Genomic DNA, 17,133 nt, shown 5'->3' with positions numbered 1-17,133 from the left:
CATATCGATTATTTATCTGTTTTCATGCTGCGGAACGCATGAAATACAACGGGTATCGTTATCAGAAAAGCACACAAATCGCTCCATGTCTGGCACATTTCTACGCCTTTCAAGCCGAAGAAATGGGGAAGTATCACAATCAGGGGGATAAAGAACAGCCCTTGCCGCGCCGCTGCAAGCAGGTTGGCACCAACGGGTTTACGACACGTTTGCAGCAACATGTTGCCCATCATTACAAATGCATTGAGCGGAAACGATACCAATTGCCATCTTAAAGCTACAGTTCCTATCGCTACAACGTCGGTATCATCGCGGAAGATGCCTATTGTAACATCGCTAAATGCAAATCCAACGACGGAAAACACAACAAGAAACACCGTTCCAACCTTTACACAATACCAGAAGGCGGCACGCATACGGTCGTAAAGTCGAGCTCCGTAACAGAAACCACATAGAGGTTGGAACCCTTGACCTAAGCCTACAATCATCGAGAACACAAACATAAGTATCCTGTTCACTACCGACATCGCCGCTATAGCGGCATCTCCGTAGGCTCCGGCGCCTATATTAAGCATGATAGTCGATACACATGCAAGCCCTTGACGGGATAATGACGGCGATCCGCCATAGAATATCTCCTTAAATCTCTGCCATGTAGGTGCGAAATTCCTATAACTTATCGGTATGTTTTCGCCCTTTCGCGTCATTACCAATAAGATGCAAAAGCTCACCACCTGCCCTATAACTGTGGCAATTGCCGCTCCAACGACGCCAAGACCGAAGGTAAAGATGAACAAAGGATCGAGTACAACGTTCAAGACAGCCCCTGTAACGATACCATACATGCCGTAGGCGGCGTTTCCTTGCAAGCGAAACTGGTTGTTGAGCGTAAGCGAAGACATGAGAAAGGGTGCTCCCAAGAGCACGATACCGAGATAACGTTCCGTATAGGGCAATATTGTAGGCGTGCTGCCCAGCAATACAGAGAGCGGATGAAGCAACACTAAGCCCGTTATCATGACCAAAATGCCCATGAAGAAGGATAGGAAAAAGCCGGTAGAAGCCATTTTAACGGCGTTATCATGACGCTTTGCCCCGAGTTCACGTGATATGTAATTGCCTGATCCGTGCCCGAAAAAGAAGCCGAACGACTGTATAAAGAACATAACCGAGAAGACTATGCCCACTGCAGCCGTAGACTGTGTGTCGATTTGCCCCACGAAAAAGGTGTCGGCTATATTGTACAGGCTGGTTATCATCATGCTGATAATCGTCGGTACGGCCATTGTTCCGATAACACGGTGTATGGGTGCTTCGGTCAGGAATGTGTAATTATCTTGATGTGCGTGCAATGTCGCCGAATTAAATATAAGACATACTGCCGACAGACCTGCTCTCTGTCTCGCTTAGACCTATGGCCTGTCGGCAGCAGACGATGCCGATGTTTCTACTCTGTCGGGGTTACGATCGATCACGGTGCCGTTGGCTTGATGGGTAGCAAGCACAAGCACCTCGGCTATCTGCACATGTTCGGGGGCGCAGGCAGCATAGAAAGCCACGTCGGCAATGTCGTCTCCCGTCAACGGGCGTATGCCCTTGTACACGTTTTCGGCCCGTTCGGCATCGCCATGAAAGCGTGTAACGCTGAAATGAGTCTCTACCAAGCCCGGTTTAATGTTGGTTACGCGCACACAGGTATGGGCTACATCGATGCGAAGCCCATCGGTTATCGTTTTTACGGCTGCCTTAGTGGCGCAATATACGCCGCCGCCGGCATAAGCGGCATCGCCGGCCACGCTGCCTATGTTGATTACATGTCCGCGGTTGCGCTTTACCATACGGGGCACGATGAGGCGCGTCATCGTGAGCAGACCTTTGATATTGGTATCGATCATGGTGTTCCAATCTTCGGGATTGCCCTCGTATTCTTTTTCAAGACCGAGCGCCAAGCCGGCATTGTTGATAAGTACATCCACGTCGTGCCATTCGTTTGGCAGCGACATTACGGCCGAACGAGCCGCCTCGCTGTCGCGAACGTCGAAACAAAGTAGCTTTACCATTGCCCCTTCAGCCTCGAGTCCGGGCTTCAAGGCTTCGAGTTTATCCTGCCTGCGGCCGGTAAGTATCAAGTTATAACCGCCCATGGCGAACCTTTGGGCGCACGCCCTGCCGATGCCGCTCGTGGCACCTGTTATCAATGCAATCTTTTTCATCTGCGCGTAAATTTAGTATTTATAGTCTGAAAGTATCTGTACGATGCGCTCTGCACTGTGCCCGTCCCACCGGTCGGGGATGCTTGCATGTTTCCAATTGCCGCTTACCAAATCGGTCAAAGCATTGCCCAACTTCTCCGAATCCTCGCCCACAAGCACGTTGGTTCCCACTTTCACGGTTTCTATATGCTCGGTGTAGCTGTTCAGGGTGATGCATGGAACGCCGTTGAAAGTCGCTTCTTCGGCCACATTCCCGCTGTCTGTTACAATTCCCTTGGCATGCAAGGTGATATATTCGAAATCCAAATAACTCTGAGGCGGTACGAACAGGAACGGCGACTGTACGTTGTGCAGGCACTCTTTCACGGCTTTTTCGGCGCTACTCCGCAGAGGTGCAAGGATCGGAGTATCGGTGCTTACGCTCGACACCATCCGCCCGATCATCTTTCGAAGGTTGTCTTTGTCGGCTATAAGGGCTTTTCGGTTGAGTGTAAACACGATGTATCCTTGCTCAGAGAGCCCTTTTTCGTCCATAACGGCGGGGCGCGTCAGCTGCGAATGGTTGAAACGAAGGTTGTCTATCAGCACATTTCCCACCATATACACCTTGCTCAGCTCTGCTCCTTCCCTATTGGCAATGCTGTTGTTGCTTATTCCGGCGGTGAAAAGAATATCGCTCAGCCCGTCTATCACCAAGCGGTTGATTTCCTTGGGCATACTGATGTCGAAGCTACGGGTGCCGGCCGCAATGTGCGCAAGCACTATTCCCTGCTTCTTGGTAACGATGGCAGCGGCCATAGTCGATGCAAGATCGTCTACTACAACAACTGCCTTCGTCTCTGAATGCTGCCTAAGATAACGCTCGAACTTAGACATTACCTGCCCTGTAAGCTCGTTGAGATTTTCACAATCCACACCAAGATATACGTCAGGATGCCTTATCCGGAGGTCTTTAAAGAGCGTTTCTTCTACGGTAGGATCGCTTTCTTTCCCCGTAAAAACCAACGTATAGGCTATTTGTCTGCCTGCAGCTGCAGCCCTATCCACTGCGCGCATAATCGGAGCAACCTTAATAAAGTTCGGTCGTGCCCCAGCAACAATACAGATATTCATTGTATATTATTTTAATGATGACGACAAAATCTGTTCATGAACGCATAAAAAAATTGCTTTCAAGTGGCCGGATATTACCTATTTGTTGCAAAGATACAATTTAATTCCGAGAAATATTACAGGATTAAGCGGTTAAGTTGAAAATTAAAGAATTGCGGTATAATTGAACAGCTATAACGGTGCAGCGTTGCAAGAGGCCATCTCCTTAATGTCAACCTCCGTGGTTCACAGCCTCAACCTCCGTGCTTCATCGCGTCAACCTCCGTGCTTCATCGCGTCAACCTCCGTGCTTCATCTTGTCAACCTCCGTGGTTCATGATGTAAAAAGACCATCTCCTTACGATAAAGAGACCATCTCTTTACGATAAAAAGGCCGTCTCCTTACGATAAAAAGGCCATCTCCTTACGGTAAAAAGACCATCTCCTTATGATAAAGAGACCATCTCCTTATGAATAAAAGACCGCCTTTAATGGTACGGCAGTGCCCCAAAGGGAATAACAAAGGCGGCAATAAACCGATTTAAACAATACGGAAAGGCCGCGAACAGCGGAAAGATAAAGGCGCAAGAAACAGAAAACAGCTCCTTTATCTTTCCTTATTTTCGCGGTCTTTCCGGTAAGATAGCGGTGGTTTTATTACTTTATGTTGAACAAATCTTTAATACCTCCGAGGCTTCCGAGCAGGTTGGTGGCCTCGTAGGGCAGGTAAACGGTCTTGGTCTGGTCGCCGTTTGCAAGGTCTTGCATCATGGTGATGTACTTTTGGGCGAGCAGGTAATTAGCGGGATTTGTACTTTGTCCCACGGCTTCGGTTATCTTCTGAATGGCGATGGCCTCGGCTTCAGCCTTCCTGATACGTGCGGTTGCTTCTCCTTCGGCATACAATATGGCCTGCTGTTTGGCAGCTTCGGCACGGTTGATCGTACTGGTTTTCTCACCTTCCGACTTCAATATCACGGCTTGTTTCTCGCCTTCGCTGGTCAAAATCGTGGCACGTTTGTTACGTTCTGCCTGCATCTGTTTCTCCATGGCCTGCAATACGCTGCTCGGGGGTGTAATGTCTTGCAGCTCTACACGGTTCACTTTAATGCCCCATTTGTTGGTCGCGTCGTCGAGAACAGACCGAAGTTTGGTGTTAATCGTATCGCGCGACGTCAACGTTTGGTCGAGTTCCATCTCTCCGATGATATTACGAAGCGTTGTCTGAGTGAGCTTTTCAATCGCGTTAGGCAGGTTATTGATTTCGTAGGCAGCCTTGAACGGATCGACGATCTGGAAATATAGCAACGCATTGATCTGCATCTGAATGTTGTCTTTGGTAATTACGTTCTGCTTATCAAAGTCGTACACCTGTTCGCGCAGGTCGATAGTGTTGCTGTAGAGGTAGCGCCCGCGCACCACAGTTACTATGGTTTTAGCCCTGTCTATAAAGGGAATGATGATATTGATGCCCGGTTTAAGGGTGGCATAGTATTTTCCGAACCGCTCTATAATCTTGGTTTCGGACTGGGGGATGATAACTACGGTCATCTTGACAAATAGGAGTGCCAAGACAACAAGAACGATAATGGCGTAAGTTGCAATCATAATATAATAACTATTTAATGTGTTTAGAAAAATCGTTTGCCGTGTGTTATGCTCTTACCACCGTAACAACGATGCTCTCGAGCGACACTACTTTTACCTTTTCTCCCGTTTCTATGGCGGTTGTCTCGGCCGAAACGGCGCGCCATTCGTCGCCATCGATCTTCACATAGCCGCTGCCTCCCGCCGTTATAGGTTCTATCACGGTGCCGATACGGCCTATCAGAGCATCGGCATTGCTGGGCTGTTCTCGGCCCGCAGCATGCAAACGTTTCAGCAACGACGGCCGGATAAATAAAATACTCAACACTGAAAACAGGGCGAAAACAACAGCCTGCAGCCAGAAAGGAACACCGATAAAGGAGGCGAACACACTGCAAACGGCGCCTATAGCAAAGCAGGTAATGAAGAAGTCGCCCGAACCGAGCTCGATAATCAGACAGCCCATGGCGATTATCGTCCAAAACAACCACAGATGTTGTGTAAAGTATTCGATCATAAAAGATATTTATTAACAGTTAGTAATGTTGGGATAAAGGTAAAAAAATATTTTCATACCTACAACAAAAATACGATTATTCGGCATATTTTTGCCTTTATGAAACCGGAATGCCGCACAAACGGGCATCTTGTTCCATTCGTGCGGCATTCGTAAACTGCGCACCATGCAGACTTGCAAGATTTGCCCTATCGGCGCCGCTTGCCCTTCTTGGAAGAGTTGGGAGCAGTATTTGCGGCTCTACTTCCGCCCGTCAGCTTAGACAGACTGATGGAAGACGGACTCGAAACTGCCGGAGCAACTGTTCCGCCCTTATAATATTTCAGCGCTTCGGGCATCTCGCGTTGCAGGGCGGCAATACGTTTGGCATCGGAAGGATGGTCGCTGAACACATCGCTCTGGTTGCTCTTGCCCTGCGACATGCGCTGCCAAAAAGCAATAGCCACACGGGGATCGTAGCCTGCCATGGCTGCAAAGATCAATCCCATGTGGTCTGCTTCGGTCTCATTGCTACGAGAGAACTTCAACGTACGGAACTGCAGGCCGTTTTGGGCTATCACTTGCGCCACTTGGGCGGTGTTGTTGCCAACGGTAGCCCCAAGCACCGTGCCCAGAATTTGTACGCCCATCTGGTTCTTTATCTGCTTGCTCATCTGCTCGGCACTATGCTTTGCCACCGCATGGGCTATCTCGTGACCGAGCACTATGGCCAACGAAGCCTCGTTCTGCGTATAAGGCAACAGGCCTTCGTAGACCACAATCTTGCCTCCGGGCATACAAAAAGCATTGGCACTCTTATCTTGTACAAGGTTAAACTCCCAAGCAAACTGCTTGGTTTCGGCCGCCAGACCGTTGTTCACCAAATAGTTTTCAACCGCTGTGGCCAATCTGCGTCCTACACGTTTCACCATAGCAGTATTGGCAGCATCGGTAGATATCTTTGCTGTTTGCATGTACTTGGCGTATTCCTGATTGCTCAGACTGAGTATTTGTTCATCGGATACGAGAAGATTTTGTTTCCTTCCGGTGATTGGAACGGTACGTGTAGTTCCGCAAGATACCAGAACAGCGGCTGCTACCGCAACGAACAAAAACTTTAATTTCTTCATTTTTACTACGTTTTTATAACTATCTAACGCGCAAAGTTAGTGCAACTTGCGGAGAAAACAAAGAAAATTATCGTTTTTTTACTGGCGTTCCGGCTGCCGCACCTGCACGATACGGAGGCATCAAAAGAACGTTTCGGGAGAGCTCCGCAACAGATACGCGAAAAACAAACGGCACATATACCGGAAACAGATATGGGGTATATTCGCCTCAAACCGTACGTCTGTCGGCGATATACCCCATATCTGTCCTCCATATCCTGCCTTGCCTGCAGTGCAAACCGTGCCCTGCGCCATTTCTGCAAAAGGCGCCTGTTACTGTTTATTTACCACAATCTCGTCGGTAAAAAGCCATCCGCCATCCTTATCGGTCTTGGCTTCGTAGCGTATGTAGCGCCCCTTGGCATGCCCTTCCCACCGATAAGTGCGGATGCTGTGCTTCATTTCGTCTCTGACAGACGGGCGATGATCGATCGGCATATAGTTCTTACCGTCGGAAGACACCGAAATCGTAAGCTCACAAGGCTGGAACACCCAATGTTCTGCGAACTGCATAAAATCGGCAGATATATCGGTCAGCTCCGTTTCCTGCCCCATATCGATAACCACATCCATCTTTTTACCGGCTATAAAGCCTTGCCATTGGCCGTCTTTATAGCTCCAATCGCCATGCTTCCCATTGGTAAGAGAGGTGTTGCCCGCCGCAGGATACTTCGCCGAATAGGGCGAGAGATAAGTTACTTTCTTACCCATAGCGGCATGAGATACACCGGTAAGACTCTCTTTGCGCGGCCCGCTCTCGTGACGGAGATCGAAAGGATGACAACCATCCGCACGCATTTGGTCTACCATAGCCTGTGCCCGTTCTCTGAAGGCGGCATAATCTTTCGCACCGCCGTTCCATCCTATCTCGGCAATAGCCATCAGTCGGGGGTAAGTCATGTACTCCACGTGGTCGGCATGTTCTACATATTCCGTCCACAAATTGGCCTGAACGCCGTCGATAAGACTAATTTCAGCAGTATCGGTCAATGCTTCCGGCACGGGTTCGAAGGCATAAGTAGCCTTCAAGGGAGCATATCCGCCCATGGCTTCCGGTTGGGTAAAGGGGTTATCCTGATAGAAATTGAGGTAACACCAGTCTATCGGACTCATAATAACATGGTGGCCTGCTTTAATTGCCTCTACTCCCTTGCCGATACTGCGCCACGCCATAACGACGGAACCTTGCGGAAGTCCGCCGTCTATCATTTCGTCCCATCCGATGATTTTGCGCCCGTGAGCATTGAGAAACCTATTGATACGCTTCATCATATAGGCTTGTAGCTGCGATACATCGGTCAAATGATTGTCGTGCATGCGCTGCCGACAACGTTTACATGTTTTCCAATGCTCTGCTGCAGCCTCATCTCCGCCGATATGAATGTATTCGGAAGGGAAGATATCCATCACTTCGCTGAGCACATTCTCTGCAAATTGAAACGTTTCTTCGGTACCGATACACAGGTCGGAGTACGCTTTACCGTCGCAAGACAGTTGGGGTAAGGCAAACGTTACTTCCTCGCTGTGGCCGGGCATATCTATTTCAGGTATCACGGTGATATGGTGCAGAGCCGCATATCTTACGATCTCGCGCAAATCATCCTGCGTATAATAACCGCCATACGCACCGGCTGTGCCAGCTTCGCAATAACGGCGGTCGCCGTTGCGCCACCATTTATCCCAATGAGAATGGGTACGATAGGCCGTTTTTTGTGTGAGCTCGGGGTAATGCTTTATCTCCATACGCCATCCGGCCGCATCGGTCAGGTGCAGGTGAAGGCGGTTCAACTTCAAACGGGCCATCATTCTGATCTGCTTCTTAATGAAATCTACCGTCCAGAAATGGCGGGAACAATCGATCATGAAACCTCTGTAGGCGAAACGGGGGGTATCTTCAACATGCACGAATGGCACTTCGCGCCCCGCGAACAGGCCTTTCAACGTTTGAAGACCATAATAAATGCCCGCCTCGGAATGCGATTTAATGGTGATACCTTCCTTTGTTACATCTAATATATAGCTTTGAAGTCGTTTATCGAAAGGCACTCTTTCCGGATCGGCAGCCGGCTCTGTCAGCAACAGGCGCAGTTGATTTTTCTTCTTTTCCCCCTTGCTACTTGCTAAATTCACACCTAACAGTTCGTTTACAGTTTCCGTAAACAGGTGGTCTTTAGGCGACTCAATGTTGGTATAGATACGGGTTCTCCCATCAATACAAAACTTTCCCGACCGGTAAACGAGCCGATTAGGCAAAGGAAGCAGTTGCTGTGCACTTATTTCACTTGGCATAAAGCCCGAAAACACACAGCAGATAACGCCGATAAAAAATGAATACGTTTGTTTCATCATGATTTGTTTGAATAGATTGTCAGTAGAAATAAACATCTTACTCATACCCCATAATCAGCTTATACATACCTTTTTCCACAGTTAAACCACAGAGGTTGACATCATGAACCACGGAGGTTGACAGCATGAACCACGGAGGTTGACGCGATGAACCACGGAGGTTGACATCGTGAACCACGGAGGTTGACAAGATGAACCACGGAGGTTGACAACATGAACCACAGAGGTTGACAACATGAACCACAGAGGTTGACAACGTGAACCACGGAGGTTGACAAGATGAACCACGGAGGGTGACACGATGAACCACGGAGGTTGACAAGATGAACTACGGAGGTTGACATCATGAACCACGGAGGTTGACGCGATGAACCACGGAGGTTGACAGCCATACAACTGCAAAATTACAGATAAACCAAGACATGGACAAATATATATACACATATTTCTCGAACAATACAATAAACCGCAACCGTTTTCATACGCACCCTTTCGCGGTTCTCTCCCCATAATAAAGCGCCGACAGAAACAACAAAATAAAAGGCTGACTTCACAGCCAGCCTAATATAATTTATACAAAAACATTATGAATACTTTATTTTAGCGAACAAGATCTAAAAAAGTTTATCTTCATTCATTGAGCTTTTTCACAGCTCACACATTTACGCTGACAATACCTCTCGCACTGTACACGTATGTCATACCCTAACATTGCGCCCAGAATAAAGTCCTCTTCGGGCGTTAACTTGTTCAAGGGTTTGGTTGCAATCAGCCTTATGGCATCGATACATTCGGCACTTCCGAAGAATAGGTTTAACCGATCGTTGCCCACAGGCTGAATGATATACTTTATATTTTGATGCTGCAGGCGCGTTACAGCAAACTCCTCGTACCTTTTATTAAAGGTGTAAAGAACCATCTGTCGTACTCCTTTCTTGTACTCATAGATATGATTCATGAGCACTTTCATATCCGAAGGAGTATCCATGCCTGCATGCATCGTTTTTATTCTGCTTAAAGAGACGGCTTAATTTCCTCTAACCAAGCGTCTATACGCCCTTCCGTCTTGTCGTCTTCGTTAACATCATCAAGAGGAAGTCCTACGAATTTACCATCTACAACAGCTTCTGAATCGTCATAGGTATAGCCATCGGTTGCCACAGAGCCCACTACATTGGCGCCGGCTTCCTTGGCTGCGTTGTACAGTTCTGCCATTCCTCCGCAGAAAGTGTCGCCATAAGACTCGCTATCCCCGCATCCGAAGATTGCTACAGTCTTACCCGAAAGGCCTGCGGCTTTCAATGTATTTATGCCATCATACCAATCATCCTGCAATTCACCGGCACCCCATGTAGACGTTCCGATAATAAGATTATCGTTAGCCTTTACCGTATCTTCCGTTAGCTTGGCAACATCCACTGCCTCTACACCGAGTTTCGACGCGATAGTCTGTGCTATACTTTCACATGTTCCTGTCGAAGAACCGTACACTACAACTGTTGTTTTCATTTTAAATTTTATTTTTATGTTAATAACTTTCTTGTTTTGATGTTGCAAAGATATAGACATTTTTCAAATACCGCAATACCTAAAAATAACGATTTAGGCAAAATACCTAAAAATAAGTATGCAATTTAGTGTTTTACCGAGTTGTTTTGTAAATAACAGACAGTATCACAACCTTACCAAGACAGAGCCTGTAGTGCCGCGCGTGCCACCGTTCACCTGAATAACATAAACACCTTCGGGCAAAGAAGTCATGTCCATTGCATAGGAAGACTGTCCTGCCGCAAACGTTCTTTTGCCTATCAAACTGCCCGAAGTACCGTATATGTTTACGCTAAACGGACATCGGGCAACATCATCAAATGTAATGACGACCTCTCGGGAGTCCGTAACGTTTACACGCACAGCAGAGGGATGATGGTCGGAAATGCCTTCTACGCCCGACAGGCCTAATATATACAGCAGACCTTTGTACACATCGATCTGCCCATACCCATAATAATTATTGGGATAAGTCATCGCTCGGTCGTAACGGGTGCACGTATGGGCAAAAACATCCATAATCTGTTCACGCGTAAGATCGGGCTTAGCCTGTAGCCAAAGGGCGATAGCACCGCCCACGGCAGGCGCAGAAAACGACGTTCCGCCATCGCAATTCCATGCGTATGTACGCCCTCCGACCGTGAAATACGATATATTGAGCTTCATTTTATACTCCGTAGGATTATTCTCAACGAAGTAACTACTGTAAGAAGAAACTATGTTCGTTCCGGGTGCAACGACGTCGGGCTTGATACGTCCGTCATAAGTAGGGCCCACAGAAGAGAAACCTGCATACGCTCCACCCGTGCCCCAGTTTATATCTATATACTCGCCGGCACTGTTAGTAAAGCCGGTTCGGTAAGCTGAAGCGCCCACACAAACGACACAGGCGGCGCTCGAAGGCGAAAAGATGTTATGCGTAGGCTCGCCATCGCACAGGTTCGGGTTAAGACTATTGACGGTCAACGTGCCGTTACCGCGGTAAAATTCTACCTCGCTCCCCTCTCCCACCAACTCCAAAGATACAGGACATCGCGCTCCCAAAGGCTCCGCAGCAGAGAGGACTGCATCGAATACGGTTTCCCCACGGTTGTAACAAGACCGATAGGCGGCAATATTAATCGCCAAACGCTGCCCGCCAAAGGTCACCGTATCTACATATTGAGAGTCTGTACGCGCCAAAATATCCTGCGAGGGTATAGAAATCGTATCGTTATGCGCACCATACGCCACCATGCGAAGGGTAAAGCGGGCATCGCTTTTAAGGGTAAAATAGGTAGTAGGCAGACCGTTTTCGAAAAACGTACCCGCCGACTTACGCGCGCGTTCTTTTATTATATAAGTCTTACGTATGCTCTCATTCGCAGCCGAAGATACGATAATGCGCCCGGGTCCTACCAAACTGTCCAACACTTCATAATATAATACGTCGTCTCCGCGGAAGTCCTGTGGCGATCCTTCACTGAATGAAATAACGCAAGGCTGCCCGTGTGTCTTGGCATAATCGAAGATGTATTTAAATCCCAAGGCATCTGTAGCATAAGTATATTTATAAATATCGGCACTATCGATAAACTCTTTATCGGCCGAAATGGCATTGCTTACCAAGCAGATATCGCTCTCATAAGCAATACCGCGATAGTTCGTGCCCGCTCCACTGCCCGCTGCAATGCCCAATGTCTGTGTTCCGTGCGTCTGTTTCAGTCCGTCTCGCGAATGTGCATAGGCCAACAGGGCGTCTTTCCCCTTATATTCAGCCCCCACATAAAGCCTACTGCCCAAGGTATCGGCCGAGAGTTGATCCCACAACTGCTTGATACGATAGTTTTGCATCGCGGCATCGTAGAAATTAGGATGCGTAAGATCGAAACCTACATCCTGTATGCCCATCACCACTCCCTTACCTGTATAAGCCTGAGACAGCGGTGCCATGCCGGCGTAAACGGGTATAGCATCGATATGAACGGCCATTGAATCCAAAAGAGCATGCATACCTTGGCGTGCTTCAATGCGCAACACGCGGCGGTCGATCGACATCTGTGAGAGCCGGTCGATGGGAATGGCGGCGATATGGATAGTGCCGAACTGCGCAAGATCGGTACAACGGTTTTCACGAAGCACCTCGCCGGCATCGCCGTTTATGCATACAAACGCCGTCAGCAAGGGTGCCTCTGCACCATGCGAAGCCCGCGTTCCCTGCTTGTTCTGTTGCCTTGCGGCTTCTTCAATAACAATACGTCGTACCAAGGCCGACATTTTAGTGTAGTCGGCCCGCTGCCCCATTGCACCCATAACGCACAACATCAACAAATATACGATACATATTCTCTTCATAACCCTATGTTTTAACGCTAATATACCTTATGTTTATCGGCGACAGACAGGCAATCTGACAGAAACAAACAGTGTATTTAACGCAGTTAGATTGCACCCCCGCTCCAAACGAAAAGGCACGAAAACCCCTACATGTAGTATATTTACCCATCTTCCGCAAGGCATCCCCCTCCTTTGGAGGGGCTGGGGGAGGCCGCAATATATCATCCTTATCCCCTTTCCGCAAGGCACTCCCCTCCTTCGGAGGGGCCGGGGGAGGTCTCCCTATGCTATGTCTGCCGATAACAACCGGTACAAAAGTCGGCACAGCCGGTCGTACCCGTCTTTGGCAAACCATACCGCTTGCAAAGATACATCAAATCTATGACACATACAAGTCTGTGGCACACAAATATATACGGCGCTAAACTCCGCCGACAGAGACGACAAAGAGTGTCACTTTTTGAGCTGTTTGTCTGCTTAATCCAAAAAAAATGTGTAAGTTTGCACATTATTTTATATCATCGAAACAAAATGAACAACAAACCCAACAAGTACATCGCCGTAGCTTACAAGCTGTACACGGTAGACGAAGGTAATACAAATTTAGTTGAAGAAGCGCCATCTGACAAGCCTTTCCAGTTCATCAGCGGCTTCGGAATAGCACTTGAAGCGTTCGAAAAGGCCGTGGCCGATCTGGATAAAGATGCCGAATTCGACTTTACCTTGGGCCCTGAAAAGGCGTACGGAGAGTTCTTTAAGGAGCGTGTACTCGACTTAGATAAGGAGATTTTTACCGTAAACGGGCACTTCGACCATGAGAATATCTTCAAAGATGCTATGGTTCCGCTGCAGAACGAGGACGGTAATCGCTTCATGGGGCATGTGCTCGACATTACCGAAAACAGCGTTAAGATGGATTTGAATCACCCCTTAGCGGGCAAAACGCTTAATTTCAAAGGACATATTGTAGAGACTCGAGAGGCTTCGAACGAAGAAATACAAGCCATGATCAACCGCATGAGCGGCGAAGGAGGCTGTCATTGCGGCGATTGCAGCGGCGGATGCGACCACGAACATGGGGAGCATGAGCACCATCATGGGCATGACCACGGCTGCTGCGGGCACCATAATGGCGACTGCAACCATCATCACAAATCGTAAAAGCAAAGGGCATGCGAAACACGTTCGGTAATCTTTTTACGCTTACAACCTTCGGCGAAAGCCACGGAGAGGGCATCGGAGGGGTGGTAGACGGTATGCCTCCGGGCATCGGTATCGACTTGGAGTTCATACAGAACGAACTGGATCGACGTCGCCCCGGGCAGAGTAAGATTACTACAAGCCGGAAAGAGGCCGACCGAGTGGAGCTGCTGAGCGGGGTATTCGAAGGGAAATCTACAGGCAGCCCTATCGGGTTCATTGTTCGCAATACCGACCAGCATTCGAAAGATTACGATAATATGCGCAATGCTTTCCGCCCCTCGCATGCCGACTTTACCTATTTAAATAAATATGGTCTGCGGGATTATCGCGGTGGAGGGCGCTCATCGGCCCGCATTACCATCAGCAGATGCGTGGGAGGAGCCTTGGCTAAACTGGCCCTGCGGCCGTTGAACATCGACATAAGGGCCTATACATCGCAGGTGGGCGATATTGCTTTAGACCGCGACTACCGCCTGTACGACTTAAACAAGATTGAAACAAATGCGGTAAGATGCCCCGATGCAGAAACGGCACACCGCATGGAAGAGCTGATAACAGAGGTGAAAGCTGCGGGAGACACCATAGGTGGCGTTATTACGTGTGTGGTGCGTGGTTGCCCTGTGGGCTTGGGAGAGCCGGAATTCGGCAAACTTCATGCCCAAATAGGCGCTGCCATGCTGAGCATTAACGCCGTGAAAGGTTTCGAATACGGTAAAGGTTTCAGCGGTGTAAGCGAAAGAGGAAGCCGGCAGAACGACGAATTTGTAAGCACAAACGGCCGTATATCGACCTTAACCAACAATAGCGGCGGCATTCAGGGCGGTATCAGTAACGGACAGGACATCTATTTTCGCGTGGCATTCAAGCCGGTTGCCACGCTTCTACGTGAGCAAAACACAGTAGATACGGCAGGAAATCCGACGAAATTAGATGTGCGCGGCAGGCACGATCCGTGCGTTCTCCCGCGTGCGGTGCCCATCGTAGAAGCCATGACCGCTATGGTTATTTTAGATAATTATCTGTTTAATAAAACCATAAAGTAATCTTATTTCATGAAGATGTAAGGTTAATTAACATATTTTTGTGTCGATATGTCAAAAATTATATATATCTTTGCACACAACAATGAGGAGTTTGTGAAAATTCCAACTTAGTTTAGTTAAGTCTAGTTTAGTTTTTGTGTTGGTTGGGGGCTACCGATTGGTAGCTCCCAAATTTTGTTTAAAAAACACAGATTTTCCTTTCATCAGTACTGAATGGACATCTATAAGGATTATATCTGTCTTGTCTTTCAATTACATAAACCTTTTATCGACGTAAAATATCCATACAAAAACAGGAATAAACAACACTTGTGCTGCCTATTCCTGTTCGTGAAATAAATTAAACGGGGGAAATTTATGCTTCGAGCACACCGATTATCTCGTTTACAGAGCTGCATCCATGCTTGTCCAGCCACTCGTTAATGCCGTCGCGAACCTTGATTGTCGTGGTCGGATCGATAAAATTAGCCGTTCCGATCTGTATTGCAGTGGCGCCAGCCATTAAAAATTCAATGGCATCTTGGGCAGTGCAAATGCCTCCAAGGCCTATAACGGGAATCTTAACAGCCTTGGCTACCTGCCACACCATGCGCAGTGCCACGGGCTTTATGGCAGGTCCGCTGAGTCCGCCTGTACCAATACTCAACAACGAACGGCGTTTCTCTATGTCGATGGCCATACCCATAAGCGTATTGATCAGCGACACACTGTCTGCTCCTTCGGCCTCACAAGCACGTGCAATCTCGGTTATATCCGTAACATTGGGCGAGAGTTTCACGATCAAAGTTTTATGGTAACGCTGCCTTACGGCCTTGACAACGCTTGCCGCTCCACTGCATGTTACACCGAAAGCCATGCCCCCGTCTTTCACATTGGGGCATGAAATGTTTAATTCTATAGCCGGTATGTTCGATAAAGCATCGATACGGGCAGCACATTCGGCATAATCGTCGGGAGAATTGCCGCTTACATTCACGATAATATGGGTATCTATATCCTTTATTTGCGGGTAAATCTGTTTACAGAAGTAATCTACACCCTTATTCTGCAGCCCTACACAGTTCAACATTCCGCCATCTGTCTCCGTCATACGTGGGTAGTCGTTGCCTTGTCTGGCATGTAAAGTCGTGCCCTTTACCACTATACCGCCGATACCTCCTAAGGGTATGAAGTCTGCATACTCCGTTCCGTAGCCAAAGGTGCCCGATGCAGTCATGACAGGGTTCTTGAATATGATGTCATTTATATTTACATTTAGAGCTGCCATAATAACTTCTTAATGTTTAACACTGGGCCTTCTTTACACACACATATATTGCCTTCGTCTGTCGTCTTTTCCACACAGCACAGGCAGGCACCTATTCCACAGGCCATTTTATTCTCTAACGACACTTCACAATCTATGCCCTGTTCCTTTGCAAAGCGTGCTATAGCCGTCATCATCGGCTTTGGACCGCAGGTAGCAATATGGTCGAAGCGGCTTGTTCGCAAGATAGAATGGTCGGTAACAAAGCCTTTATCGCCGGCAGATCCGTCTTCGGTGGTCAAATACAGGCTGCCTAACGCCTTAAAATGGTCGAGTTCGATGAGTCCTTCTGCCGTTCTTGCTCCTAAAAGAAAAGTAGGTGTGCCTCCTATTTCTTTGATCTTTTTGCCTAAAAAGAGCAACGGGGCGATGCCGACACCACCTCCTACAAGCAAAAAACGGTCTTTCTTGTCCTTTGGTAAGGTAAAACCATTCCCCAAAGGAAGCATACAATTGAGTTTATCTCCCCGCTGCAATCTCGATAAAGCACGGGTTCCGTCGCCGATAGCAGCCACAAGCAGCCACAATTCATTATGCTCCTTGTCCACATAATTAATAGAAATAGGACGCCTGAGAAAGGTTTTCGGCGAATTTTCCACCTTCACTTCAACGAATTGTCCCGGCAACATATCAGGAAGAGGCGTTGAGTCTGTAAGACGTATAAGGAAATGTAGCTTGCTTAAAGCCTCAACAGAATTGACTAAAAGGTCAATACAATACTTCTTCATCTTTGTTCGTGAATAAATTACTTTACAAAGATACAAAAAGATAATATAATATGTATCTGCCTAATACATTATTTAATTAGAAG

The 17,133-nt window shown here is 47.9% G+C and carries 14 protein-coding genes; 2 read left to right on the top strand and 12 right to left on the bottom strand.

Annotated elements, in window-relative coordinates:
- Positions 1-8: 8 nt before the first annotated feature.
- From HMPREF0663_RS01025 to HMPREF0663_RS00980, 10 genes are all read right to left on the bottom strand, one after another.
- The gene (locus HMPREF0663_RS01025) at positions 9-1,352 is read right to left on the bottom strand and encodes an MATE family efflux transporter (RefSeq protein WP_016665567.1); all 1,344 of its coding nucleotides are present in this window, start codon (positions 1,350-1,352) and stop codon (positions 9-11) included.
- Between the two features lie 60 nt (positions 1,353-1,412).
- Positions 1,413-2,213, bottom strand: a complete 801-nt coding sequence (locus HMPREF0663_RS01020) for an SDR family NAD(P)-dependent oxidoreductase (protein WP_004368180.1) — start codon at positions 2,211-2,213, stop codon at positions 1,413-1,415.
- Positions 2,214-2,225: 12 nt separating this feature from the next.
- The gene (locus HMPREF0663_RS01015) at positions 2,226-3,326 is read right to left on the bottom strand and encodes a UDP-N-acetyl glucosamine 2-epimerase (RefSeq protein ID WP_004368179.1); all 1,101 of its coding nucleotides are present in this window, start codon (positions 3,324-3,326) and stop codon (positions 2,226-2,228) included.
- A 636-nt stretch (positions 3,327-3,962) separates the two neighbouring features.
- A complete protein-coding gene (locus HMPREF0663_RS01010; protein WP_004368177.1) occupies positions 3,963-4,913 on the bottom strand; it encodes an SPFH domain-containing protein in 951 nt (316 codons plus the stop codon).
- A 46-nt stretch (positions 4,914-4,959) separates the two neighbouring features.
- A complete protein-coding gene (locus tag HMPREF0663_RS01005) occupies positions 4,960-5,409 on the bottom strand; it encodes an NfeD family protein (protein WP_004368176.1) in 450 nt (149 codons plus the stop codon).
- A gap of 188 nt (positions 5,410-5,597) precedes the next feature.
- Positions 5,598-6,518: a M48 family metallopeptidase gene (locus HMPREF0663_RS01000; protein ID WP_004368174.1), complete on the bottom strand. Its 921-nt coding sequence runs from the start codon at positions 6,516-6,518 to the stop codon at positions 5,598-5,600.
- A 312-nt stretch (positions 6,519-6,830) separates the two neighbouring features.
- Positions 6,831-8,906 carry a glycoside hydrolase family 20 protein gene (locus tag HMPREF0663_RS00995; RefSeq protein WP_234955629.1) on the bottom strand — a complete coding sequence of 692 codons (2,076 nt, stop codon included), beginning with the start codon at positions 8,904-8,906 and terminating at the stop codon, positions 6,831-6,833.
- A 634-nt stretch (positions 8,907-9,540) separates the two neighbouring features.
- Positions 9,541-9,894 (bottom strand): DUF2023 family protein, encoded by a 354-nt coding sequence (locus HMPREF0663_RS00990; protein ID WP_016665565.1) that lies wholly within the window; start codon positions 9,892-9,894, stop codon positions 9,541-9,543.
- A 26-nt stretch (positions 9,895-9,920) separates the two neighbouring features.
- Entirely contained in the window at positions 9,921-10,415 is a 495-nt protein-coding gene (gene fldA, locus HMPREF0663_RS00985) for a flavodoxin FldA (protein ID WP_016665564.1), read from the bottom strand.
- Between the two features lie 165 nt (positions 10,416-10,580).
- A complete protein-coding gene (locus HMPREF0663_RS00980; protein WP_016665563.1) occupies positions 10,581-12,788 on the bottom strand; it encodes a S8 family serine peptidase in 2,208 nt (735 codons plus the stop codon).
- A 513-nt stretch (positions 12,789-13,301) separates the two neighbouring features.
- On the opposite strand from HMPREF0663_RS00980, the gene HMPREF0663_RS00970 reads away from it, so the two are divergent.
- Complete coding sequence (locus HMPREF0663_RS00970; RefSeq protein ID WP_004368168.1) at positions 13,302-13,931, top strand: FKBP-type peptidyl-prolyl cis-trans isomerase; 630 nt, start codon at positions 13,302-13,304, stop codon at positions 13,929-13,931.
- Positions 13,932-13,942: 11 nt separating this feature from the next.
- Positions 13,943-15,016 (top strand): chorismate synthase, encoded by a 1,074-nt coding sequence (aroC, locus tag HMPREF0663_RS00965; RefSeq protein WP_004368167.1) that lies wholly within the window; start codon positions 13,943-13,945, stop codon positions 15,014-15,016.
- Positions 15,017-15,371: 355 nt separating this feature from the next.
- On the opposite strand, the gene HMPREF0663_RS00960 is transcribed toward aroC, so the two are convergent.
- Together HMPREF0663_RS00960 and HMPREF0663_RS00955 are read right to left on the bottom strand one after the other, a co-directional pair.
- Complete coding sequence (locus HMPREF0663_RS00960; protein ID WP_004368165.1) at positions 15,372-16,283, bottom strand: dihydroorotate dehydrogenase; 912 nt, start codon at positions 16,281-16,283, stop codon at positions 15,372-15,374.
- On the bottom strand, positions 16,271-17,050 hold the full coding sequence (locus tag HMPREF0663_RS00955) for a dihydroorotate dehydrogenase electron transfer subunit (RefSeq protein WP_004368164.1): 780 nt from the start codon (positions 17,048-17,050) through the stop codon (positions 16,271-16,273). The genes HMPREF0663_RS00960 and HMPREF0663_RS00955 overlap by 13 nt, the downstream gene beginning before the upstream one ends.
- Positions 17,051-17,133 lie beyond the last annotated feature (83 nt).

Origin of the sequence: Hoylesella oralis ATCC 33269, from assembly GCF_000185145.2 — a bacterium.
GTDB lineage: Bacteria > Bacteroidota > Bacteroidia > Bacteroidales > Bacteroidaceae > Prevotella > Prevotella phocaeensis.
The sequence above is the reverse complement of the archived record's forward strand: the minus strand, read 5'-3'. Positions and strand labels throughout refer to the sequence as shown.

Bases quoted from the DNA above. Each gene is read 5' to 3' on its own strand.
- HMPREF0663_RS01020 (WP_004368180.1), bottom strand. From the start codon at position 2,213: ATGAAAAAGATTGCATTGATAACAGGTGCCACGAGCGGCATCGGCAGG.
- HMPREF0663_RS01015 (WP_004368179.1), bottom strand. From the start codon at position 3,326: ATGAATATCTGTATTGTTGCTGGGGCACGACCGAACTTTATTAAGGTT.
- HMPREF0663_RS01010 (WP_004368177.1), bottom strand. From the start codon at position 4,913: ATGATTGCAACTTACGCCATTATCGTTCTTGTTGTCTTGGCACTCCTA.
- HMPREF0663_RS01005 (WP_004368176.1), bottom strand. From the start codon at position 5,409: ATGATCGAATACTTTACACAACATCTGTGGTTGTTTTGGACGATAATC.
- HMPREF0663_RS01000 (WP_004368174.1), bottom strand. From the start codon at position 6,518: ATGAAGAAATTAAAGTTTTTGTTCGTTGCGGTAGCAGCCGCTGTTCTG.
- HMPREF0663_RS00995 (WP_234955629.1), bottom strand. From the start codon at position 8,906: ATGATGAAACAAACGTATTCATTTTTTATCGGCGTTATCTGCTGTGTG.
- HMPREF0663_RS00990 (WP_016665565.1), bottom strand. From the start codon at position 9,894: ATGGATACTCCTTCGGATATGAAAGTGCTCATGAATCATATCTATGAG.
- fldA (WP_016665564.1), bottom strand. From the start codon at position 10,415: ATGAAAACAACAGTTGTAGTGTACGGTTCTTCGACAGGAACATGTGAA.
- HMPREF0663_RS00980 (WP_016665563.1), bottom strand. From the start codon at position 12,788: ATGAAGAGAATATGTATCGTATATTTGTTGATGTTGTGCGTTATGGGT.
- HMPREF0663_RS00970 (WP_004368168.1), top strand. From the start codon at position 13,302: ATGAACAACAAACCCAACAAGTACATCGCCGTAGCTTACAAGCTGTAC.
- aroC (WP_004368167.1), top strand. From the start codon at position 13,943: ATGCGAAACACGTTCGGTAATCTTTTTACGCTTACAACCTTCGGCGAA.
- HMPREF0663_RS00960 (WP_004368165.1), bottom strand. From the start codon at position 16,283: ATGGCAGCTCTAAATGTAAATATAAATGACATCATATTCAAGAACCCT.
- HMPREF0663_RS00955 (WP_004368164.1), bottom strand. From the start codon at position 17,050: ATGAAGAAGTATTGTATTGACCTTTTAGTCAATTCTGTTGAGGCTTTA.